17 protein-coding genes and 1 riboswitch are annotated in these 23,235 nt (G+C 54.8%); of the genes, 3 read left to right on the plus strand and 14 right to left on the minus strand.

Annotation, left to right across the window (positions count from 1 at the left end; all coding sequences use genetic code 11):
* Positions 1 to 15 precede the first annotated feature (15 nt).
* From EDM21_RS00175 to EDM21_RS00230, 12 genes are all read right to left on the minus strand, one after another.
* Complete coding sequence (locus EDM21_RS00175) at positions 16 to 1,119, minus strand: CgeB family protein (RefSeq protein WP_157331776.1); 1,104 nt, start codon at positions 1,117 to 1,119, stop codon at positions 16 to 18.
* Positions 1,116 to 1,988: a dTDP-4-dehydrorhamnose reductase gene (gene rfbD / locus EDM21_RS00180; RefSeq protein WP_157331778.1), complete on the minus strand. Its 873-nt coding sequence runs from the start codon at positions 1,986 to 1,988 to the stop codon at positions 1,116 to 1,118. Before rfbD ends, EDM21_RS00175 begins: the two co-directional genes overlap by 4 nt.
* On the minus strand, positions 1,985 to 3,004 hold the full coding sequence (gene rfbB / locus EDM21_RS00185) for a dTDP-glucose 4,6-dehydratase (RefSeq protein ID WP_157331780.1): 1,020 nt from the start codon (positions 3,002 to 3,004) through the stop codon (positions 1,985 to 1,987). The genes rfbD and rfbB overlap by 4 nt, the downstream gene beginning before the upstream one ends.
* Positions 3,005 to 3,724: a sugar phosphate nucleotidyltransferase gene (locus EDM21_RS00190; protein ID WP_166541748.1), complete on the minus strand. Its 720-nt coding sequence runs from the start codon at positions 3,722 to 3,724 to the stop codon at positions 3,005 to 3,007.
* Positions 3,725 to 4,067: 343 nt separating this feature from the next.
* Complete coding sequence (locus EDM21_RS00195; protein ID WP_157331783.1) at positions 4,068 to 9,503, minus strand: WIAG-tail domain; 5,436 nt, start codon at positions 9,501 to 9,503, stop codon at positions 4,068 to 4,070.
* 324 nt (positions 9,504 to 9,827) lie between these two features.
* Positions 9,828 to 10,976, minus strand: a complete 1,149-nt coding sequence (locus EDM21_RS00200) for a glycosyltransferase family 4 protein (RefSeq protein WP_157331785.1) — start codon at positions 10,974 to 10,976, stop codon at positions 9,828 to 9,830.
* A gap of 19 nt (positions 10,977 to 10,995) precedes the next feature.
* Entirely contained in the window at positions 10,996 to 11,331 is a 336-nt protein-coding gene (locus EDM21_RS00205) for a L,D-transpeptidase family protein (RefSeq protein ID WP_166541749.1), read from the minus strand.
* A gap of 220 nt (positions 11,332 to 11,551) precedes the next feature.
* Positions 11,552 to 12,358, minus strand: coding sequence for an alpha/beta fold hydrolase (locus EDM21_RS00210; protein ID WP_157331787.1), 807 nt, complete (start codon positions 12,356 to 12,358; stop codon positions 11,552 to 11,554).
* Between the two features lie 65 nt (positions 12,359 to 12,423).
* Positions 12,424 to 13,200, minus strand: coding sequence for a carbohydrate ABC transporter permease (locus EDM21_RS00215; RefSeq protein WP_235917990.1), 777 nt, complete (start codon positions 13,198 to 13,200; stop codon positions 12,424 to 12,426).
* Positions 13,201 to 13,354: 154 nt separating this feature from the next.
* Positions 13,355 to 14,245 (minus strand): carbohydrate ABC transporter permease, encoded by an 891-nt coding sequence (locus tag EDM21_RS00220; protein ID WP_157331791.1) that lies wholly within the window; start codon positions 14,243 to 14,245, stop codon positions 13,355 to 13,357.
* A 110-nt stretch (positions 14,246 to 14,355) separates the two neighbouring features.
* Positions 14,356 to 15,681: an ABC transporter substrate-binding protein gene (locus tag EDM21_RS00225; RefSeq protein WP_157331793.1), complete on the minus strand. Its 1,326-nt coding sequence runs from the start codon at positions 15,679 to 15,681 to the stop codon at positions 14,356 to 14,358.
* A gap of 202 nt (positions 15,682 to 15,883) precedes the next feature.
* Positions 15,884 to 16,534 carry a glycerol-3-phosphate responsive antiterminator gene (locus EDM21_RS00230; RefSeq protein WP_157331795.1) on the minus strand — a complete coding sequence of 217 codons (651 nt, stop codon included), beginning with the start codon at positions 16,532 to 16,534 and terminating at the stop codon, positions 15,884 to 15,886.
* 200 nt (positions 16,535 to 16,734) lie between these two features.
* Positions 16,735 to 16,925, plus strand: a riboswitch (Lysine riboswitch).
* A gap of 120 nt (positions 16,926 to 17,045) precedes the next feature.
* On the opposite strand from EDM21_RS00230, the gene EDM21_RS00235 reads away from it, so the two are divergent.
* Positions 17,046 to 18,500: an amino acid permease gene (locus EDM21_RS00235; RefSeq protein WP_068773981.1), complete on the plus strand. Its 1,455-nt coding sequence runs from the start codon at positions 17,046 to 17,048 to the stop codon at positions 18,498 to 18,500.
* 82 nt (positions 18,501 to 18,582) lie between these two features.
* On the opposite strand, the gene EDM21_RS00240 is transcribed toward EDM21_RS00235, so the two are convergent.
* Positions 18,583 to 20,118 (minus strand): sodium:solute symporter family transporter, encoded by a 1,536-nt coding sequence (locus tag EDM21_RS00240; RefSeq protein WP_166541750.1) that lies wholly within the window; start codon positions 20,116 to 20,118, stop codon positions 18,583 to 18,585.
* 34 nt (positions 20,119 to 20,152) lie between these two features.
* A complete protein-coding gene (locus EDM21_RS00245; protein ID WP_157331797.1) occupies positions 20,153 to 20,470 on the minus strand; it encodes a DUF485 domain-containing protein in 318 nt (105 codons plus the stop codon).
* A gap of 544 nt (positions 20,471 to 21,014) precedes the next feature.
* Here EDM21_RS00245 and asd point away from each other — a divergent pair.
* Positions 21,015 to 21,806 (plus strand): archaetidylserine decarboxylase, encoded by a 792-nt coding sequence (gene asd, locus EDM21_RS00250; protein WP_157331799.1) that lies wholly within the window; start codon positions 21,015 to 21,017, stop codon positions 21,804 to 21,806.
* 23 nt (positions 21,807 to 21,829) lie between these two features.
* A complete protein-coding gene (locus tag EDM21_RS00255; RefSeq protein ID WP_157331801.1) occupies positions 21,830 to 23,083 on the plus strand; it encodes an MFS transporter in 1,254 nt (417 codons plus the stop codon).
* The last annotated feature ends 152 nt before the right edge of the window (positions 23,084 to 23,235 follow it).

The following is a 23,235-nucleotide window of genomic DNA, read 5'->3' on the forward strand; positions in this document are numbered from 1 at the left end:
CCTTTTCTGCAAAAATTATATGGATGTGAAGATAGGCCCCAAAAGCCTGCCTATCCGATCTGCAAAGGTATGCTCCATCCGGGTGCGCCATAATCCCTTCACCGCTACAGACCGTCTGCTTTCCTCGTGGTTTAAATAGTAGATGATTTTTGCAGCGCACTCTGCCGGAGTCTGGAACGTCTCGATCTCGACTCCGGGCACATATAAATTCGGCAGATCCTCCCGGATATCTGTCATTTGAAAAGCACCGCAGGCCGATATCTCGTACGTCCGGGGGTTAATCGAGAGCCCCCTCATCCCGGCCGAATTTTTGCTGTATACCGGATCAACCGCTTCCCTGTGAAGATTCAGCACAATTCTGGCCCCATTGTAATAGTTGACCGCTTCCTCCATCGGGCTCCATCCCAGGCGGATTCCGCTTCGCAGCCGCTTGTAATGCTTCAGACGATCCCATAGAGCGCCGATCAGTACAATTTTGATGCCGGGCAGAGAAGGAATCAGCTGGTTGAAGAAATCAATGCGGTTCGGGAAGGCATTGCCTATAAAACAAACATCGCTCAGATATTCCGGACTGACAGGCTGCGGCATAAAAATATGCTCGGGTGCAGCTAGCGGAAGATGGTGGACATTCCTGCATCCGAGCGAGACATAATAAGCGGCTGCATTACGCTCGTGCGTAAAAACATAATCGTAATGAGCCACGAGTGTGGAGGTTAAGTCCATGAAATACGGATCATCGGCGAACCAGATCGCTGTCATGATACCGAGCTGCCGGATCTGGTCTATCTGAGCAAGATGATCCTTCGGAAAAACGTGGAGACCGTTGAGAACCAGAACCAGATCAGGCATGCTCCCTGATGCCGCCTCCAGTATACGATCCGGTCCGCTCACGATCAGTTCCCGCACCGCTCCCGCCAGAGCCCGTTCAATTCCGGTATCAATCGCCTCGAATCCTTGTTTGATAAACAGAACCCGTTTGTCACAGAAAAATCCCGGTTTCGGCGGAAGCTCAGCCAGGACGGTCTGACAGCTGCCGATACGGCGGCCCGCTTCCCGGCCCCATTGGTATCCGTTGTTCCAGGCCTCCCGGATACCCTGTTTAGCGTAAGAAGCACTCATTGCCGATCCCCTGCATCCTGAGCAGCCGGCCAATCGGCTTGCAAAAAATGATGAAGCGCTTCTTTCCAGGGTCTGAGCGGTGTGACTCCGATTCCATGAATTTCCGTATCCGCCAGTGCCGAATGCTGCGGCCGCGCTGCGGGCAGCGGGAAAGCTTCCGCTGTCACCTGCTCCATCCGGACATCCGGAATACCGAGAAATTCGATAATTTCACTTGCAAATTGATAGCGGGTGCAGACACCCGCATTCGATCCGTGGTAAGTGCCGTAATGCTCCGTCTCGATCAGCTGCCCGATCAACTCCGCCAAATCGTAGCTGTAAGTGGGTGAACCGAACACATCCCCCACCATCTGCATCGGACTGGCCCCTCGGGCCTTCTCGATAATTTTGGTGACGAAATTGCTGCCGCTCCGACCGTACAGCCAAGAAGTACGTACAATAAAATGCCGCTCGCACAGCATGGAGACGAATTTCTCGCCGTGCAGCTTGGAAGTGCCGTACACACTGATCGGATTCGGTTTGTCTCCCTCCGTATAAGGGGCCCCCTTGGCTCCGTCGAAGACGTAGTCGGTGCTGACATAGACGAGCTTGGCACCGCTGCGGGCAGCGGCCTCCGCCATGTGCCACGTGCCCGCCGAATTAACCCGGTAAGCGGCCTCCGCCTCGCTCTCCGCTCCGTCCACATTCGTATAGGCGGCCGCATGGATAATGACGTCCGGCCTGATCCGGTTAACAACCGCTTCAACCGCCGTATCGTCTCCTACATCGAGCTGTCCTCTTGTGAGCGCATGCAGTTCATGCCGCGCGGCAAGTACACGGATGAGATCCCGGCCCAATTGGCCGCCGGCTCCCGTTATAAGTACCTTCAAGAACGCCCGCCCCCTTTCAGGTAAGGGTGGTTACGGTACTCTCCGCTCAGAATGGACTCCCACCAGGAGCGGTTCGCCGTATACCAGCCGATTGTCGCGCTCAGCGCTTCTTCAAAGCTGCGCTCAGGTTTCCAGCCAAGCTCACCCGCAAGCTTGGCAGCGTCAATCGCATATTTTCTGTCGTGTCCGGGCCGGTCCGCGACAAATTCAAGCAGACTTTGGGGCAGACCCAGCTCCTGAAGCACCCTGCCCGCCACCTCCAGATTAGTGCGTTCATTTCCTCCGCCGATATTATAGACCTCTCCCGGCCGGCCCGCTTCCAGAACCGCGTGCAGTGCCGAGCAGTGATCGTCTACATGCAGCCAGTCCCGGATATGAAGGCCGTCTCCGTAAATCGGCAGCGGCAGATTGTGAAGGGCGCGGATGATCAGGGTAGGAATCAGCTTCTCCGGAAACTGCATCGGACCGTAATTATTGGAGCAGCGCGTCACGATAACGGGGAAGCCGAACGTCTCGTAATACGCGCGTGCGAGCAGATCGCCTCCTGCCTTGCTGGCGGAGTAAGGACTGTTTGGAGCCAGTGGCGTCGTTTCTGTAAAAGCCCCCGGTTTGCCGCCAAGAGAACCGTACACTTCATCCGTGGAAACCAGAATGAATCTCGGGACGGCTGCCCGTCGCGCCGATTCAAGGAGCTGCTGGGTCCCCAGCACATTCGTCCGGACGAAGGAGGCCGGCTCCTGAATGCTGCGGTCCACATGTGATTCTGCGGCAAAATGTACGATCGCATCAAGCTGCGTTTCCTCCATGATCCTATCCAGCAAGCCCGCATCCGCTACATCCCCGCGCAGGAATGTATACGTGTCCGAAGGGATCAGATCCACCAGGTTATACGGATTCCCGGCATAAGTCAGCAGATCGAGGTTGATAATCCGGTCCCCCGGATTTATCTTGCGCCAATAACGGATGAAGCTGCTTCCGATAAACCCCATCCCTCCGGTTACAAGGAGTGTGCCCATTTAACTCTCCTCCTTCCGGATGTGAGCAGCCGCTTGATAAAGCGATTCATGCGTACCTGCATCTACCCACCAGTTTTGCAGCATACGATAGGTCAGCTTGCCTGCCTTGGCGTACGCATTATTTACATCAGTAATCTCCAGCTCGCCCCGGCGGGACGGCTTACAGCTGGTAACAAGCTGAAACACTTCGGAATCATAGAAATAAATCCCCGTCACACAGTAAGAGGATTTCGGATTGGAGGGCTTTTCTTCAATAAAAGCAATCCGTTTATCTTGCAGAACCGGTACCCCGTAACGTCTTGGATCGGATACCTCTTTTAACAGCACCATGGCTCCGTCGGTCTGCTTTGCAAAATCCGCCATATAAGGCTGCAAAGAATCATGAAACAAATTATCACCGAGAAGCAGGACGAATTTCTCCCCTTGCCCGATATAACGCGCCGCCAGTCCCAGCGCCTCGGCTATGCCGCCCGCCTGCTCCTGTATGGCGTAGGTAATATTCATGCCCCACTGCGATCCGCTGCCCAAATACTCCGTATAAAGTCCAGCCGACTGCTTTCCAGTCACGAGCAGCACATCCAGAATACCGGCTTCTTTCATCTTCTTAATGGAGTAGTGGATCATGGGATACTTTCCAACAGGCAGAAGGTGTTTATTGATAATCGTCGTCAGGGGCCGCAATCTGCTTCCTGTGCCGCCTGCCAGTATAACTCCTCTCACAAGGCATACCCCTTTCCTCCAGACTTTGCCGCTATGAGAACAGCCGCTACGAGCCTGAATGCTCCTTCTTTACTTCCTTCTTGCAATTTCCGTTTCTGCATCCGTTTTTTCCATCTTCAAAAGAGATAGGTATATGCTAAATCATATGCTTTTCCCTATATAGGGAACTAGGACTCTTAACTATATCGTGTAAAATTGGCCTTTGTACCCGTATAAAGTGTCATGGGTGCTTTAGCCCGGGAAAAAATAGGTACGGAAACGCAGTCAAGCCTATTCATATAGACAAAAAAAAGAGGATATACGCCATTGTTACAGACGTATCATCCTCTGTTATAGAGTCCGTTTAGGTTTTGGGACCTACGGCAATCCAGTTCAAGACCGCATCGAATTCAACTTGCGGCTGCGTACGGATGATCGAGATTACAGCCGATTTGGGCGACTTGAGCTTGCATACGGCGTAGCACGCCACGTGGCTGCTGGTTGCGACGAGAACATAATCTTCATTCGCGTATGCTTCCTCAAAAGCAATGCCGATCTCCAGTACTTCATCCCGTTCCTGGAAACGGAAGGAGGCTAACCCGAACTGCTGAATGGTCTCTTGCTTGGAGGAAACCTGCAGCGCTCTGAAAGAGAGCTTACTCGGTTCTATGGAAGCAGGGGCCAGATGCTCCGACCGGACGGCTTCCGGGGCCAGCTTGGCTTCGGTAACGGAACCTTCTGACAAGTGAATCTGCTGGACCGCGCCTGTTGCGATTTTGGCATACGTTACACTCCCGTCCTCCAGCTGTCCGTGCTCGATAAGACCAGGCTGCAAATGCTCGGCTCCGATAGAACCCGGTGCGATTTTGTCGCCTGTTACAGAGGCATCCGCCAGCTTGGCGGAGGTGATCACCCCTTGGGCGAGCTTCTGCTCCGTTATCGCTCCGTCAGCGATCAGAATCGGCAGAACCGAACCTGCCTGCAGGTGCTGACTCGCGACAGAGCCGATGCGCAGGTGCTCTTCACCGATGCTCCCGGAGGTAATGTGCCATCCTGTGATAACGTCTGCCGCCAACGCTTCGCTCGTCACGGAGCCTTCCGCCAGCGCTTCGCTCGTCACCGAGCCTTCGGCCAACGCTTCGCTCGTTACCGAGCCTTCGGCCAGCGCTTCGCTCGTTACCGAGCCTTCGGCCAGCGCTTCGCTCGTCACAGAGCCGGCCGCCAACGCTTCGCTCGTCACCGAGCCTTCGGCCAGCGCTTCGCTCGTTACCGAGCCTTCCGCTAATGCTTCGCTCGTTACCGAGCCTTCGGCCAGCGCTTCGCTCGTCACAGAGCCTTCGGCCAGCGCTTCGCTCGTCACGGAGCCTTCGGCCAACGCTTCGCTCGTTACCGAGCCTGCCGCCAGCGCTTCGCTCGTCACCGAGCCTGCCGCCAGCGCTTCGCTCGTTACCGAGCCTGCCGCCAGCGCTTCGCTCGTTACAGAGCCTGCCGCCAGCGCTTCGCTCGTCACCGAGCCTGCCGCCAGCGCTTCGCTCGTTACCGAGCCTTCGGCCAGCGCTTCGCTCGTTACCGAGCCTTCGGCCAGCGCTTCGCTCGTTACCGAGCCTTCGGCCAGCGCTTCGCTCGTTACCGAGCCTGCCGCCAGCGCTTCGCTCGTCACCGAGCCTGCCGCCAGCGCTTCGCTCGTCACAGAGCCTGCCGTCAGCGCTTCGCTCGTCACCGCGCCTGCCGCGAGCGCTTCGCTCGTCACCGAGCCTGCCGCCAGCGCTTCGCTCGTCACCGAGCCTGCCGCCAGCGCTTCGCTCGTTACCGAACCTGCCGCCAACGCTTCACTCGTTACCGAGCCTGCCGCCAACGCTTCACTCGTTACCGAGCCTTCGGCCAGCGTTTCGCTCGTCACCGAGCCTGCAACCAGCGCTTCGCTGGTCACCGAACCTTTAGCCAGCGCGGTTCTCGTCACAGAGCCATCTGCCAGCGCGGCTCTCACTACCGCTCCATCCGCCAACGCGGTTTTCGTTACCGAACCATCCGCCAGCGCGGCTCTCGTCACCGAACCTTCGGCCAGCGCCGCTTTCGTTACCGAACCTTCTGCCAGCACTTCGCTTGTTACCGATCCTTCCGCGAGCGCAGCTCTCGTCACGGAGCCCTCAGCCAGTGCCGCTCTCGTTATCGAGCCTTCCGCCAGGGCGGCGCTTGTCACTGAACCCTCAGCCAGCGCGGCTTTCCTCACGGCCCCTTCGGCCAGCGCTTCACTCGTTACGGAGCCTTCCGCCAGCGCTTCACTGGTCACCGAGCCCTCGGCCAAAGCTGCCTTGGTCACAGTGCCCTCTGCTAACGCTTCGCTCGTCACCGATCCTTCGGCCAGCGCCGATTTCGTCACGGAGCCTTCAGCCAGCGCAGCTCTCGTTACCGATCCTTCCGCTAGTGCGGCTCTCGTCACAGAGCCCTCAGCCAGCGCTGTTCGGGTTACCGAGCCCTCAGCCAAGGCGGCATTCGTTACCGAACCCTCTGCCAGCGCTGCGCTTGTTACCGAGCCTTCCGCCAACGCTTCGCTCGTCACAGAGCCTTCGGCCAGCGCTTCACTCGTCACCGATCCTTCAGCCAACGCTTCGCTCGTCACCGAGCCTTCGGCAAGCACTTCACTGGTCACGGAGCCTTCCGCCAGCACCGCTCTCGTTACCGATCCCTCAGCCAGTGCTTCGCTCGTCACCGATCCCTCTGCCAATGCGGCTCTCGTTACGGAGCCTTCAGCCAGCGCGGCTCTTGTCACGGAGTTCTCCGCCAATGCAGCTCTCGTTACCGAACCTTCCGCCAGCGCGGCTCTTGTCACCGATCCCTCAGCCAACGCCTCGCTGGTCACCGAGCCTTCGGCCAGCGCTTCGCTGGTCACCGAGCCTTCCGCTAATGCTTCACTGGTCACCGATCCCTCGGCCAGCGCTTCACTGGTCACCGATCCCTCGGCCAGCGCTTCACTGGTCACCGATCCCTCGGCCAGTGCTTCGCTGGTCACCGATCCCTCGGCCAGTGCTTCGCTGGTCACCGAGCCTTCCGCCAGCGCTTCGCTGGTCACCGAGCCTTCCGCCAGCGCTTCGCTGGTCACCGAACCTTCCGCCAGCGCTTCGCTCGTTACCGAACCTTCCGCCAACGCTTCGCTCGTTACCGAACCTTCCGCCAACGCTTCGCTGGTCACCGAACCTTCCGCCAACGCTTCGCTAGTCACCGAACCTTCCGCCAATGCTTCGCTCGTTACCGAACCTTCCGCCAGTGCCTCGCTCGTTACCGATCCCTCGGCCAGTGCCTCGCTGGTCACCGAACCTTCAGCCAGCGCTTCGCTCGTTACCGAACCTTCCGCCAGTGCTTCGCTCGTCACCGAGCCTTCCGCTAATGCTTCACTCGTCACCGAACCTTCCGCCAGTGCCTCGCTGGTCACCGAGCCTTCCGCCAACGCTTCACTCGTTACCGAGCCTTCCGCCAACGCTTCGCTGGTCACCGAACCTTCCGCTAACGCTTCGCTCGTTACCGATCCCTCGGCCAGCGCATCGCTGGTCACCGAACCTTCCGCCAGCGCTTCGCTCGTCACCGAACCTTCCGCCAGTGCCTCGCTCGTTACCGAACCTTCCGCGAGTGCTTCGCTCGTTACCGAGCCTTCCGCCAGCGCATCGCTGGTCACGGAGCCCTCCGCCAGCGCCGCTTCCGTCACGGCACCGTCTGCCAGATGAAACGCCTCGATCGTTTCCTCTGCAAGATGGTACCCTTCCACAATGCCAGTCGATAAGTGATGGCTGCCGATTGAATTTTCAGCGAGATGCCCTCCATTGACCGCCTGTTCGGATATTTTCGCAGCCGTTACCGAACCGTTAGCCAGATGTACGGACTGGATTCCAAAAGGTTGAATGTGCTCGCTTTCGATGGAGCCGCGTGCGATTTTACGATTCGTCACACTATTGTCGTTCAGCTTGGAAGTGCTCACGGCATAATCCGTCAACTTGTCGGTCGATACCGATTCCGTCGCCAGCTTCGATGTAGTAACGGCTTGATTAGCCAAATGCATGGTCAGCACCGCATTCTCTCCGATATGCCGGCTATCGACTGCATTAGAAGACAGCTTAGACGCAGTGACGACTCCGTCTTTAATCAGTTCCGTCGTAATCTCGGCCGCACCGATATGCCTGGAGGCAATTTCCCCGTCTGCGATATGCGCCGCATGGACCGCACCCTCCGTTAGATGGCGCGGTTCGACGGCGCCTCGGGCCAACTCCTGCGGTCCGACCGCTTCACCTGCAATCTGAGCGGAGCCGACTGCTTCGTCCGCAAGCTTTTCACCCGTAACGGCACCCGGTTTTAAATGATCTTCTCCAATAGCTTCCACGCCGACATGCTGCTCGGTTATCGAATTTTCCTGAATATGACCCCCGGATATCGCGCCGGGTGCAATTTTATTGCCTAGAATGGCGCCCAGCTGAATATGTCCGGTTGCGATACTTCCCGGTGCGATTTTGATTTCGGTGACAGCCTCATTACGGATTTTATCTGTTGTAATCGTATCGTTGGCAAGTTTGGCCGAGTTAATGACGTAATTGCCCAGATGACGGGAAAGAATCGCGCCGCTTTTGATTTTCTCCGAGGTTACCGCCTGATCTTCCAAACGCTCCGGAGTGATGCTGGCTTCCGCCAAATGATGGGTTTGGATCGATTGCGGAGCAAATTTTGCCGCGTCAAAAGTCTGGTCGGCCAATTTCTCCACCGTAATGCTCTTATCTGCGATTTTATCCGCTGTAATCGAGCGGATCTGGATATGATCCCCGTTAACGATGCCGTAGCCCAGATGTTCCCGGAGAACGGCTCCCGTAGCCAGTTTCTCACTCGTTACACTGCCGTCCGCCAATTTGGAACGGTCAACGGAAAAATCCTGGAGGGAACGCGTCCCGATGCTGTAAGGTTTCAGCTTCGACTCATCTATCGCACGGCTTGCGATTTTCTCCCCTGTGATAGCCGCTTCGACTATATCATCGGTATAAACGACCGCCTGGCCGTTTTTTTCATCTTTACGCTCGTTCAGGAGAATCAGCGGCGAACCGCTTTTGGGAGAACGGGAATCCGGATTTTTATCTGAACTCCGGTCCGGATTTTTGTCCGGGTTTCTGTCGCTGGTTTTACTTTCTTTGGCCGCAGTCCCGCCGCTTTCCTGCGCAGCGGCCTCTTTCTTAGAAAGGACCGCTTTTCTGCTTCCCGTCTTCGCGCTGTAAGCTTTCGGGCTTTCCGTCTTATCAGGTTCTAATTCGGACACCACCGGTTCCACAGGGGCTGCTGCCTGGATCTCTTTACGCTCTGCTGCTTCTCGTATTTCTGGTGTTGGGACAGAGATTTTATCCTTTATATGATCCGCTGCCGCTGCCGCTTTCACGGAACGGTCTCCCTTATCTTGCAAGGACTCTCCCATCTCCTCTTCATCCTCAACCAGAAAATCCAACAGTTCCTCTTCCGCGAATTCCAGATCGGGATGATCTTCCGGAATCTCGGACAGAACCGGATTGCCGGTAAGGCTCTTATTGGTTAACAACCCTTCCGATTTCCCTCGCTGCAGACCGGCAGGCTTAAACTTTACAGGCTGCTTCGAGTTATTTTCAGCGGCAGGGCCGCCCTTCTTAGTCTCTATTTCCGTTTTGGATATCACGGCATCACCGCGCTTCTTGCTCCGTTTGGATTCCTCATCCAACCAATTGAGTTCATTCATGCTGGCGTTATATTTACCTGAAGCGGAACGCTTGCCGCTCCCCGCCGCATTTTTCTGCTTCTTCATCTACATCTTCCTTTCCGGATCATCTCACTTCTGCATCATATGCAGGCATCTGCTCTGGTGTTTACGCCTGTTATTGAAAAATACCGCAGATTTCTCTCTTTCCCCTTCACCCGCAGCCGGTCATGACATTTGTTAAACTCCTGCAAATCTATTTTTCCGGACCATCCAAGAGGTCGGTTACGCACATAAAAAAAGAACCGCACGCATGTTGAACTGCACCCCACTCGTTAGACATCACCTAACAATTGGAGGTCAGCTCACATGTGCGGCCCTTTTCCTATCCTAAAGAACGCACTCCTTCAAATAATTGACTTTCCGGTACGTTTAATTCAAAAGCTCATACAGAATACGCTGCCGCTCCGCCATCCGCTCCCACGTATACAGCTCCGAGGCGCGCACAAAAGCCTGCTCCCCCATCCTGCGTCTAAGTTCTTCATCCGCTAATATGCGGCTGATCGATTCCGCAAGACCCGCTTCCACTGCATGAGCCGGTACGAGAAGTCCCGTCGCTTCGTGCATGACAATCTCGGGAATCCCCCCTACCTCCGTAGCTACCACAGGCACGCCGCAGGACATCGCCTCTACGTTTACGAGGCCGAAAGCCTCGCTGCCCAGCGAAGGAACCGCCACGACATCTGCCAGCCGGAACCAGGCTGGAATCTGATCGTGGGATACATAGGGGATGAAGCGGATCCGGCCCGGATACCCCGCTGCAAGCCGCTTCAGCCGCCTCACATAGGCCGTTTGCCTGGAGCTGCCGTACCCTGCGCCGCCAATCACGAGCAGCACCGCATCCGGGTGGGCGGCGAACACGGCAGGCATCGACCGCAGCAGCGGCTCGACGCCTTTCATCGGCAGCAGCCTCCCGGCGAACACGATGATTTTGTGCCCGGCAAGTCCCAGGGAAGCCAGCATCTCCTGCCGGGCTTCCTCCTGGCTCCAGCGGGGAACGAAGCTGGCCGGGTCTGCACCCAGAGGGTTGACCACCACCCGGTCCGCAACGGAGGGCACACGCGCGATAACCTGCTGCCGCAAAAATTCGCTGTTTACGAAGATGAGATCGGCGCACCGCAGACATTCCCCGACTTCCCTGCGCCCGATGTGCGGCTTCGAAATAAACGTGATCGAATGCAGACCCAGGCAGATCTTGGCCCGCTTCATCCGTTTACGCAAGTACCGGACAAAACGGGGACGATTCTCGACCTGAATGACGTCCGGCTTCAGCTTCATCAGCTTGCGGCAGACGGCAGCGATGTAGGGCTGCCCCCCCTTGAAGCTCGGCCGCATGTAATCGACCCCGCCTATTTGTTCACGGGCGGGCCTAAGCCTCGTTCTCCTGCCCAGGACGGTGACCCGGGCAGCTGCACTAAGCCGGTCTGCGAGCCGTTCCACAACATGTTCAACCGAGCTGCTCGTTCCCGAAGGAAGTGCAAACGAACCCGGCGACACAATGGCGATCGATGTCCCGTTCATTACACACCTTCCTTCCCTCCTACGGATGAATGTTTACGACCGTACCAACCGGCACTACTTTCGCCAATGCAAGCACATCGGGATTCTTCATCCGGATGCATCCGTGCGATGATCTTTTACCGATTGAAGAGGGATCATTCGTCCCGTGAATGCCGTAATGCCTCTTGGAAAGGCCCATCCAGAAAGCTCCGAAAGGCCCTCCCGGATTGGGCTGTTTGTTTATAATCGTGTACGTCCCGACCGGTGTCTGCGTAACAAGTTTACCGACCCCCACCGGATAACTGTTGACCGCTTTTCCATCCTCATAGAGCGTAAGCTTGAACGCCGATATATCGATATCGATCCTGTAGGTCACTTAAGCGCCCTCCTCCGATTCTGCCTTCCGCAAATCTCCCTACACATAAGATATGTCGGCATGACACGCCCCGTATGGGTAAATGGACAATAATGAACGCTTAAGCTTGTGTGGTTCCTCTTTGGCCGCAAAAAAAAGAAGACACCGTACGATTTGTACGCAAGTCTTCATCCTGATCCTGTTGACCACATCTTCGGAAAATACTTCTTGCAGAGCAGCTTCATTCAAATAGAAAGGACGGTATCTCCCCTGTAACGAACCAGGATTCTACGGTTTTATTAAATAGATCAGGGGCCGCCAAGGAAAACCCGTGTCCGATTCCGGGAACAATCAGACATTGGGCGCCCGGATGGCTGGCGGTAATTGTAAGAGCCGATTGCTTCATGATCCGCTTTTCTTTTTCCCCTGCCGTCACTAGGATTCTGGCCTCGCTGCTGCTGAAATTACGGGGAATCTCGTAGGACATATTCTCCTGTAGTATGGTGATCAGCGCGTCCGCACTCAATCTCTTACTGTCCGCGTAATAAGATTCCCAATATTCCTTGCCTATAGACAACTGCTCGGCCTGTAGCTTGGAGAACGCCCGGTTACGAGTCAATCCGTGCGTTAATCGAATAGAAGGTGCGATCAGACGGCGCATTACCGGCATCGGAATGACCAAAGCACTGTCGATTACGGCGTAATTAATCAAGGTTGGAGCGAGTCCCAATATCTCAAGAGCAATCTGGGCGCCCAGTGAGAATCCGACTAGATGAACGGCCTTGCCGCCCGCTTCCAGGCGTATGAGGCCAATCAATTCTTCCGCACACCCGCGTATGGAGAAAGTGCCCCCGGAACGCGCTCCGTGGCCTTGCAACGTAGGAACCAGGCAGCGGTACTGCGTAAAATAACGGACCTGCTTCTCCCACATCCAGCTCCCCGCACCACCACCGTGCAGAAAAACCAAAAGCGGAGCATCCCGATTGCCATGTGCTTCGTAAATCTTGTAGGTTTCGTCAGCTTCATACGTAAAAGTCACCAGCTCCACAGCTTCCCCTCATTCCTGATGCTTTTATTCTAGCATGAAAGGAGGATCGGAACGGGCTTCATTCGTTACTTCATGCCGGACTGCATAAAACTGTTCATGAACTGGCGCTGGAACAGTGCGAATCCCGCCAGCAAAGGCGCGATAACGATCAAAGTAGCGGCGCTGACTTCGGCCCACTGGGCTCCTGTCTCGAATGACTGGGCAAAAATCGCCAGACCCACCGTCAGCGGACGGTTCTCGACCGAATTCGTCACAATGAGCGGCCACAGGAAATTGCTCCAATGATAGCTCAGCGAGACCAGCGCAAAAGCGACATAAGAAGGTTTTGCCAGGGGCACATAGATGCGCCACAGAATCTGCCACTTCGAGCAGCCTTCCATAACAGCCGCCTCATCCAGCTCCGGAGGAATGGTTTTGAACATTTGCCGCAGCAGGAAAATACCGAAAGCCGACGCGAAATACGGCAGCATAATTCCCAGCTTGGTATCGAGCAAGTTAAGCTCTTTGAGAACGTTATAATTAGGAAAGACCAGTACATCGGCCGGGATCATAATTTGTACGAGAAATAACAGAAACACCAGATCCTTGCCCTTGAAAGAAACGCGCGCAAAGGCGAACGCCGCCATCGTTACGGTCAGAAGCTGGACAGCGAGGATGCCCAGAGCGATGACCATCGTGTTGGCGTAATACAAACCAAAAGGAGCCGCATCCCAAACATTCCTGAAGTGCTCCAGCGTAAAATCCATGGACCCGAACGGATCTGTAACGGAATCCTTCGGTCTGAAGGCGGTCCAGACCAGCCACATCAGAGGCACCGCCCAGATTACCGCAATCAGGTACATCAGCGCGTTCAGCCAGAAGTCCAACGCCCATAGCCCCCTGAACCGGATCCGGGTCCTGCGGATGTCCGCATGCCTGCGGCCGGTTCGCTTGGATTTCGGAGCAGCGGCTCCGGCAGTTGTGTATGACATAAGCTCCTCCTTTGGGTACGTGCCGCTACCGGTAATGAATATGCTTGTCGAGCCCGAAGTATTGGAGAGCCGCCAACGCCATCAGCAGAGCGATCATAACCATCGTCATGGCCGAAGCAGCCCCCTGGTCCCAGAAGCTGAACGCCGACTCGTAAATGTAGTACAGCAGCAAGCTGCTCGCGTTATCCGGTCCGCCCTTCGTCATAATAAACAGGTGATCCACCAGTTTAAAAGAGTTCGTCAGCGCGACAATCATGACAAACAGTGTCGTCGGCATCAGCAGAGGAAACGTAATTTTACGAAAAACCGTCCATCGCCCTACGCCATCTATGGCAGCGGACTCGAATAAATCCTTCGGAATGTTCTGAAGACCCGCCAGATAAAAAATCATCAGGTAACCGGCTTCTTTCCAGACGATCATCACGATCATCGCCCACATAACCGTGTCCTGGCTTCCGAGCAGATGCACATCCGTCCCCTGACCAAGCCATCCCGCCAGCCTGCTGAGCAGACCGTATTGCGGCGTGTAAATAAACAGCCATACGCTCGCCGCCGCAATCATCGGAATCATATTCGGATAGAAGAACGCGGTGCGGATCCATCCCTTTGCTTTCAGCGCTTTATTGGCAAAAAGAGCCATCAGAAGCGCCATCCCGATTGCCGACGGCACCGTTCCGAGCGCAAACCACACATTATTCAGAAGCACCTTCCGGAAAACCGCATCCTCCGCCAGATTCATGTAATTGTCCAGCCCGGTATAAAGCGGGTCCGGTGTAGCCAGGTCTGCCTGATGAAAGCTAAGATACAGCGTCTTTACCATCGGATAGAACGTGAATAGAAACAGGAAGATCAGAGACGGCAGCAGCAGAAGCCATGCGAAGCCGTTGTCTTTCCAAACCGAGATTTTACCGGTCAAGTCTGTCTACCTCCTTATAGCCGCTTCGGACAACAGCAAAGGAACCGGCAGAGTCCAAGAGACCTGCCGTCCCCTGTATATTCTCGTACCGTTACAGCCGCCGGTTTTGCTCACTTGTTAAAAGGAGCGAGCGCTTTTGCCGCTTCTTCCTGCGCTTTCTTGAGTGCGGCCGCCGGTTCAGCCGTTCCTGTCAGCACAGCCTGCAGCTGGTCGCTCAAAGCCTTGGACACTTTGCCGTTATTGTGCGTGGACAATTCGGCTGCCGCATACTGCAGCTGATCCCTTGCTACGAGCGCGGGCGGGAATTCGGCGGCGTACTTTTTCATCGCTTCCGTTTCATACGCTGATTTACGGACCGCCACATAGCCTGTTTCCATGCTCCACTTGGCTGCACGCTCCGGCTCGGTCATGAACTTAATGAATTTCCAGGCAGCCTCCTGCTTTTTCTTGTCGATATCTTTGAAAATATAAAAGTTGCCGCCCCCTGTGGGGCTTCCGTACGACTTCTTCCGGGGCAGGAAAGCGACTCCGAAATCAAACTTCGCGTTGTTCTTCACGTTGGTCAGATTGCCCGTCGTATGATACATCATGGCGGTTTTGCCGGCTATAAAGTCAGAAGGTACCGTAGCCCATTCCGTCACGCCCTCCGGCATCACCTTGTCCCTGCTCGCCAGATCCTTCCAGAACTGCAGACCAGCCGTATTGTCCGGCGTATCGAAGAACACCTTCTTCCCGTCCTCGCTCATCAGGTTCTTGCCGCTTTGCAGAGCAAACGTCTGCATCATCCAATAAGCGAAGCCGGATACCGGAATTTCAAGTCCCCAGCGGCCTTCCTTCTTGAGCTTCTTCGCATACTCGGCCATTTCGTCCCACGTCTGCGGAGGTTTATTCGGATCAAGTCCCGCTTCCTTAAACATCTCTTTGTTGTAATAAAGAACGATAGTGCTGCGCTGGAATGGGATACTGTAGGTTTTGCCGCCTGTCTGGGAGTTGGCCAGGAAAGCGGGATAGAAATCCGCCAGCCAGTTCTTGTCTTCCTTGGCGATAAACTCGTCCAGAGGAAGAACCGCATTCATGTCAAGCAGACTATAGAGTTCTGTGGACAGATTCACGGCGACATCCGGCGGATTCTTGCCCTGGACACCCGCCTGCGTCTTCACGGCCGTATCCGCGTAGCTGCCCGTGTACACGGGCTTGACCGTAATATCCGGATGCTGCTTCGTGAAGTCCGCCGCCATCGCTTCAATAGTCTTCGTAAGCGGACCGCCGACCGCAATCGGATAATAGAAGGTCAGCTCCGTTTTCTCAGCGGATGCGCTTTTGCCGCTCTCCGGTCCCGGTGTGACGGTCTGCGGCTCCGCCTGGGATTTGGCGCATCCGGCCGCAAGACTTGCTGTCAGAAGAACGGCCATGCTCATGTTCAAGAAAGATTTCATTATACTTTCTCCCCCTACACCATTGTTTGCTTGCCAGCTGCTGGACACAACTAAAAACCCTTTATCCGCTGCACACCGGAACACGGGCCGGCCGGAACCTCCGCAGAGTCCTTGCCGATCCTATCTATGGTGCTGACGCATAAAGGGTTTTCTCCTCGTCTCAACCCTTGCCGATTCAGTTGGTTACCAGCTCCTATCTACTCTACCGGTGCAGTGTTACCCCGGTGTGTTGGCGGATTGGAGAATTTGTAAATGCGTGTGTATCCGCCGCCCCGGTTAGAATTCCTTCGTTTGCCCATAAAGCCCGGCTGCCCATAGAAACCGCAGCCGCACCAGCCGCAAGCGCCGCCTCCACCTCTTCATGGTGATGAATCAGCCCCCCTGCAATAACCGGGATCTGCAGCCGCGAACTGACCTCGGCAATGACACGCGGAAGCAGGCCCGGCATGATTTCAACCGCATCCGGTTCACTCTGCTGAACGTTGGCAATCCCGTTATCCAGAGCCGCCGAATCAATGAGAAACATGCGCTGGATCGTAAGCAGGCCCTGTTTCTTCGCATGCTTGATCAAGTGCGATTTCGTTGAAATGATACCTGTCGGCTGAACCTTCTCCGCCAAATATTTGACGATAATCGGATCATTGCCGAGCCCGTTAATAAAATCAACATGCAAGAAAACCTTTTTGCCGGCATCCAGTACCTGCCTGACGTAATCCTGCACGGTAAATAAATCGCCTACCAAAAGAAACACAACCGGAAGGTCGCTTGCACAGGCAGCTTTTAAGTCTTCGGCCCTGCGGACCGCTGCAATGATTCTCTGCGAACCAAAATCACCTATACTTCTTCTGCTCATAGTCACCCTACTTTCTTAACTTGCTTCTATCGTACAGGCCCGGTGTTTCGTCCGTATTATCGTAATGTTTTCCCTTTGTAAAAAAACAAGCCGCAATGAGTGCGCTTCCAGTTTCTCCTATTGCCTGAAAACGACTTTTTCTCTATACTTGACGTAGCCTGTCATTATACAAATTTTATAGCAGAAATCCTCATCCATTCCGATGAGGTAGAGGTTGCGGATGCTATCAGTAACCCGGGGGAGACGAACAGAGACGTCTGCGAAGCCGGGAGAAAGGAGCAGCCGCCGAAATTCGGGGCATCTTCTCAGATACCGGATTGGGTCCGCATTCGAATAGAAGCGGAACTGTCACTACTGCCCTTCCAAGCAGCGGTGATGCGCTATCTTCATGGAAGACGAGATAGAAGCAGCAGCCGCCGGAGAACCTTTCGGCGGCTTTTTGTTATCACATCTTATTAACCGCCGGTCAAGTAGCGCACCAAATTAAATTTGAACTACAGAGGTGTTCATTATGAAACAACCGTCCTCCAGCCACTCTTCGGGAGAATTAAGACGGGGCCTGAAAGCGCGTCACTTGACGATGATTTCACTCGGCGGCTCGATCGGAACGGGACTATTCCTGGCAAGCGGCGGAGCCATTGCCTCTGCCGGACCTGGCGGAGCCCTGCTGGCCTATGCGGCTATCGGCATTATGGTTTATTTTCTCATGACGAGTCTTGGCGAGCTGTCTGCCTATATGCCCGTATCCGGTTCCTTCTCCACGTACGCTTCCCGGTTCATCGATCCCGCATTCGGATTCGCACTCGGGTGGAACTACTGGTTCAACTGGGCGATTACTATTGCAGCCGAACTGTCCGCAGCTACGCTGATCATGAAGTTCTGGCTTCCGGACAGCCCTTCAATTATATGGAGCGTGCTATTCCTGCTGCTGATGTTCCTGCTCAATTACTTGACTGTCAAAGGGTACGGAGAATCCGAGTATTGGTTCGCCCTGATTAAAATCGTGACGGTCATCGTATTTATTATCGTAGGGATTCTCATGATTTTCGGCATCATCGGCGGCGAGGCCGTCGGTTTCAGCAACTTTACACTGGGCGATGCACCGGTTAACGGAGGCTTCATGGCCATTCTCGGCGTCTTCATGGCAGCCGGTTTCTCCTTCCAGGGAACCGAGATTGTCGGGGTTGCCGCCGGTGAGAGTGAAAATCCGCGTGAGAACGTGCCCAAAGCCATCCGCACCATTTTCTGGCGCATCCTGCTGTTCTACATCCTGGCGATTTTCGTGATCGGCCTGCTCATTCCGTATACGAATCCGAATCTGATCAGCGGCGACATCGAGAACATCGCGGTCAGCCCGTTCACACTCGTGTTCGAGAAAGCCGGACTTGCATTTGCCGCTTCCGTGATGAACGCAGTCATCCTGACGTCGGTTCTGTCTGCGGGCAACTCCGGCATGTACGCTTCTACACGTATGATCTTCACCCTCGCACGCGAAGGCAAAGCCCCGCGCTTCCTGGGCAAGCTCGACAGCCGCGGCGTGCCTGTCTTCGCCCTGCTGGCAACGGCAGCGGTCGGCATGTTCGCCTTCCTCGCCTCCCTATTCGGCGACGGGGTCGTCTACATCTGGCTGCTCAACGCTTCCGGTATGTGCGGCTTCATCGCATGGCTCGGAATCGCGCTCAGCCATTACCGCTTCCGGCGCGCCTTCAATCTTCAAGGGCGCAGCCTGCAGGAGCTGCCTTACCGGGCCAAATGGTTCCCGTTCGGCCCGATTTTCGCTCTGTTTATCTGTATCGTGGTTATTCTCGGACAGAACTACTCCGCTATCTCCGAGAACGGCATAGACTGGCCGGGTCTGATCGCCTCGTACATTGGAATTCCTTTGTTCCTGTTCGTATGGCTGGGTTATAAATTCACCAAGAAGACCAAGGTGATCCCGCTGCAAGATTGCAAGTTTGATGAGTAATGGATGAGGGCAAAAGAAAGAAGCCAGTCCCGCGCATGCGGGTCTGGCTTCTTTTGGGTTCCAAGGAAAGGCCGATGCTTCGTTACATATTCATATTGCCCACGTTCGCTTTAACGACAATCTCGTCAAATTTGGCGCCGGATGACTTGTTCTTCGACAAGATCGTACCCAGATACGCGCCCAGGAAGCCCAGCGGGATCGAAATAATACCCGGATTGGTCAGCGGGAAGATCGGATTTCCTACGAAGATCGCCTTGCCCGCTTCCGGGCTCCAGACGCTCGGGCTGAGCGCTACGAGAACCAGCGACGAGATTAAGCCGACGAGCATGCCCGTAACGGCGCCTGTGGTGTTGAAACGCCTCCAGAACACCGTAAACAAGATAACCGGCAAGTTGGAGCTGGCTGCGATCGCAAAGGCGACCGAGACCAGGAACGCCACGTTCAGCTTGGATGCGGCAAGAGACAGAATAATCGATAGAATCGATACGCCTACAGATGCCCAGCGTGCAACTTTCATCTGCTCCGACTCGCTTGCTTGCCCCTTGCGGAGAATGTGGCTGTAGAAATCATGCGCAAAGGCCGATGCGGCCGACAGGACGAGCCCTGTGACAACGGCCAGAATGGTGGCGAACGCAACGGCGGCAATGAACGCGAAGAAGAAATCGCCGCCCAGTGCCCGCGCCAGCAGCGGAGCAGCCATATTGCCGCCCTTATCTTCGGCGATAATGTTGTCATAGCCGACGAAAGCGGCCGCCCCGAAGCCCAGGAACAGCGTCAGCACGTAGAAAATCCCGATGATCCACGTCGCATAAACGACCGAGCTGCGCGCAGTCGGCGCGTCTTTTACCGTGAAGAAGCGGATCAGAATGTGCGGCAGGCCCGCGGTGCCCAGCACAAGCGCAAGATTAAGCGAGAGCGTATCCAGCGGAATTTTATATTTATTGCCCGGATCCAGGAACTTTTCTTTGAGCGGTGTCGCAGCCTTCAACTGGTCGAACATTTCTGTCAGGCTGAAGTTGAATTTCGAGAAAACGACCAGCGACAGGACGAAAGTTCCCCCCATAAGCAGAACAGCCTTAACAATTTGTACCCAGGAGGTGGCTGTCATGCCGCCGAACACGACATAAACCGTCATCAAAAGGCCCACGATCAGAACAGAAGTGGTGAAGTCCAGGCCAAGCAGCAGCTTAATCAGGGCTCCCGCTCCGACGAGCTGGGCAATCATATAAAACGTTGAGATTGTAATGGTATTCAGAGCGGCCACGCCGCGGATTTTCTTCTCATTGAAGCGGGCGGCGATCATATCCGCCACTGTATATTTCCCCAGGTTTCTCAGCGGTTCGGCAACCAGGTAAAGAACGACGAGATACGCCACAAGGAAACCGATACTATAGAAGAAACCGTCAAAACCGGCGAGGGCAATCGTACCGGCAATGCCCAGGAAGGATGCGGCCGACATATAGTCGCCTGCGATAGCCATTCCGTTCTGCCATCCCGTCAGACCGCCGCCTGCGGTGTAGAATTCTTCCGTTGAGTTTGTTTTTTTGGCTGCAAAATAAGTAATTAACAGGGTCAGCGCTACAATGCCGAGAAACAACCAGAATGCCATCAAATTCACTGGACTTCCCTCCAAAAGTAGAAATGAATGCGGATTAGCCTCTCATCTGCTGTTTGATTTCCTGAACCATGACATCGAACTTCGCAGCTCTCCGGGAATAAAGGATGCACAGCACCCAGGTCATAATAAATTGGGCGAACGCAAATACCCAGGCCCACGAAATAGGGCCGATTGCAGGAGTGTTAAGCACGGTGGTGTACGAGGTAAGAACCGGCAGCGTAAAATAAAACGCAAAGAAAAACAAAGAGAGCGGCAAAATAAACTGCCTTTTTTGTTTCAACAGCTTTTTAAACTGGCTCGACTGCACAATCTCGGTGTAATTAATCTCCTTAGCCTTAGCCCTTTTTTTCATATACTGCCTCCTCCTATCCTGTGTTCAATTAAAGTAAGCGCTTTCAAATGCTCCTTTTTTATTATAAACTAATCTTGACATTTTGTACCAGTATTTTTTGAGGTACATCATTCTCTGCCCGGATCTCTTACGTAAACAAAGGATGACAACCGGCATCCTGTTTGGCCCTTTGAGAGGTGCTCATAATGAAAATATAAGACAACTTATTGAAAAATTTCAGCTGCCGGAACGAATTGTCAACATCGTAGAACTGCCCTGGGTTCCGTTCACAGAGAATCATTCTTGTCATTTCAAGCCTTTACGTTTTGATCTCAACACTGGAAGCCCCGCTGGCCATAAACGGCGGGACCTGGAAGATATATGCACACGCGAGATCACCTCATACGTACGTGCTAAGCGTATAGTGAAGCCACACCGCTAAAACCGGCATTATCGGCTCCATCCGGCTTATAAACCGCGGTTTCCGCAATTGTCAAAACGTTCATTCTATGGCAAGATAAAGCGAAGAGAACGATCAACCATAGATAGGAGCACTTGAATTAGCATGAAACCATTGTTTCGACTTCTAACGGAACTCTCATCCCGCAAATGGATCTCCCGGATGACTGGTTCGTTTTCCAAATCCGCTGCCAGCCGTCCGCTCATCCCCTGGTTTGCCAAGACTTACGGTATTCCGGTCGAAGACGCAGAGAAGGCTGTTGCGGAATACGCTACCCTTAATGAATTTTTCACCCGCCGTCTGAAACCGGGACTGCGATTGATTGAACCTGATCCAAACGCGCTGGTCAGTCCGGTCGATGCCGTTATCACCGGTATGGGACCGGTGGATTCGGGCCAGATGCTTCAAGTGAAGGGGCAGGATTACACGATTGAGGAGCTGCTCAACCGTTCACCGCGCACCATCAACTATGACAGAGGCTTTTTCTTCGTGCTTTACTTGAGCCCGACCGACTATCACCGGATTCACTCACCGATTACAGGTGAGGTTCTTGAGAAAGAACACGTACCCGGCAAAGTATATCCCGTTAACGAATTCGGACTGCGCCATATGAAACGCGTTCTCAGCCGCAACGAACGCCTCATCACCGTCATGGAACATGACGCCGGAGAAGTTGCCGTCGTGAAGGTTGGCGCCATGAACGTAAGCAGCATCCAATACGTTGATGCGCTTCCTTCCAACCTGAAAGCCGGCGATGACCTTGCCTACTTCGAATTCGGCTCCACAGTCGTGCTCGTCACGGAGAACGATATCCTGACTCCGCGTACTGATCTCGCTGTCGGAAGCAAAGTGCGTATGGGAGAACGTCTGGGAACACTGAAGCGTCCGGGTCACTAAGATTCGAAAGGAGTGCCGTCCCTATGTCAATCCGTGGGGCTGTTAAAACCGGCACTATAAGGCCCTCAGCAGGAGTACCAGTGTCCAACCCGACCGTATACCGGGTGCTGTTCGCCATTAGCCTGGTCCATTTGTTCAATGACTCGATTCAGTCGGTCATTCCCGCTATTTATCCGATTCTCAAAGAAAGCATGCAGCTCAACTATTCACAGATCGGCTGGATCTCGTTCTACTTTAACTTGACGGCATCGATTATGCAGCCGGTAATCGGCATTTACACAGACCGGAAGCCGAAGCCGTACATGCTGCCTCTGGGCATGGCCGCCACGTTCCTCGGCATGCTGCTGCTCGCTTACGCGCCGTCCTACGGCTTCGTTCTGCTCGCCGTATCGCTGGTCGGCCTCGGCTCGGCCGCGTTCCATCCGCAGGGCTCCAAGGTCGCGCATCTGGCTGCCGGATCACGCAAAGGACTCGCCCAGTCGATCTTCCAGGTCGGCGGCAACGCCGGCCAGTCGCTGGCTCCGCTGCTGACCAAGTGGATCTTCATCCCGCTCGGCCAGTTCGGCGCGATCTGGTTCACGCTCGTTGCAGGCGCCGCCATGCTCGTGCAGACCTACATCGCCTTCTGGTACCGGGGCCTGCTCTCAGCAGGCGCCACTACCGCCAAGAAGACGGTCCAGCGCACAATGGACCCGACCAAGCGGAAGCAGATCATCTCCGCTATTATTGTCCTTGTGTTCCTGGTCTTCGTCCGTTCCTGGTATTCCGCTGCCATGACCAGCTATTACGCGTTCTATTTGCGCGATGTGGTCGGCACCACACTGGAACAAGCGCAAATTTATATTTTCTTGTTCCTTGCAGCCGGAGCACTCGGCACATTCTTCGGCGGTCCGCTTGCAGACCGGTTCGGCCAGAAAACGATCATTCTCGGCTCCATGCTGGGAGGCGCACCGCTGGCTGTACTAATCCCTTATGTAAGTTTGGAATGGGCAGCCATACTGCTGCCGCTGATCGGATTCATCGCCTTCTCCAGTTTCTCGGTCACGGTGGTGTACGCCCAGACCCTCATCCCCGGCAAAGTGGGCATGGTCTCCGGACTTATTACCGGATTCGCCTTCGGTATGGGCGGCTTGGGCGCACTCGTGCTGGGCAGTCTGATTGACATCTACGGCATCAGCCTCATTATGAAGCTCTCCGGCTACCTGCTCATTCTCGGCATTCTGACGCTGCTGCTCCCTTCGGACCGCAAGCTCAAAGAATGGTCGTCTGAAAACTAGCCTTTGCATTACGTATCAGTAAGACCAGACAAGCCGGCGCAATTTTCCTGTGCCGGCTTGTTTTTTGCATGCAAAAATCACTATTGTTCCTCCTCTGTCCCCAATCCCGGATATATTGTCCAACCTCTTCCTCATACACTAATCTCATCTGA

The sequence above is a fragment of the Paenibacillus lutrae genome (assembly GCF_009757775.1).
GTDB lineage: Bacteria > Bacillota > Bacilli > Paenibacillales > NBRC-103111 > Paenibacillus_F > Paenibacillus_F lutrae.

Coding starts and splice junctions, on each gene's coding strand:
- EDM21_RS00175 (WP_157331776.1), bottom strand. CDS start 1,119: ATGAGTGCTTCTTACGCTAAACAGGGTATCCGGGAGGCCTGGAACAAC.
- rfbB (WP_157331780.1), bottom strand. CDS start 3,004: ATGGGCACACTCCTTGTAACCGGAGGGATGGGGTTTATCGGAAGCAGC.
- EDM21_RS00195 (WP_157331783.1), bottom strand. CDS start 9,503: ATGAAGAAGCAGAAAAATGCGGCGGGGAGCGGCAAGCGTTCCGCTTCA.
- EDM21_RS00200 (WP_157331785.1), bottom strand. CDS start 10,976: ATGAACGGGACATCGATCGCCATTGTGTCGCCGGGTTCGTTTGCACTT.
- EDM21_RS00215 (WP_235917990.1), bottom strand. CDS start 13,200: ATGTACCTGATTGCGGTAATCTGGGCGGTGCCTCTGATGTGGCTGGTC.
- EDM21_RS00225 (WP_157331793.1), bottom strand. CDS start 15,681: ATGAAATCTTTCTTGAACATGAGCATGGCCGTTCTTCTGACAGCAAGT.
- EDM21_RS00230 (WP_157331795.1), bottom strand. CDS start 16,534: ATGAGCAGAAGAAGTATAGGTGATTTTGGTTCGCAGAGAATCATTGCA.
- EDM21_RS00235 (WP_068773981.1), top strand. CDS start 17,046: ATGAAACAACCGTCCTCCAGCCACTCTTCGGGAGAATTAAGACGGGGC.
- EDM21_RS00245 (WP_157331797.1), bottom strand. CDS start 20,470: ATGAAAAAAAGGGCTAAGGCTAAGGAGATTAATTACACCGAGATTGTG.
- asd (WP_157331799.1), top strand. CDS start 21,015: ATGAAACCATTGTTTCGACTTCTAACGGAACTCTCATCCCGCAAATGG.
- EDM21_RS00255 (WP_157331801.1), top strand. CDS start 21,830: ATGTCAATCCGTGGGGCTGTTAAAACCGGCACTATAAGGCCCTCAGCA.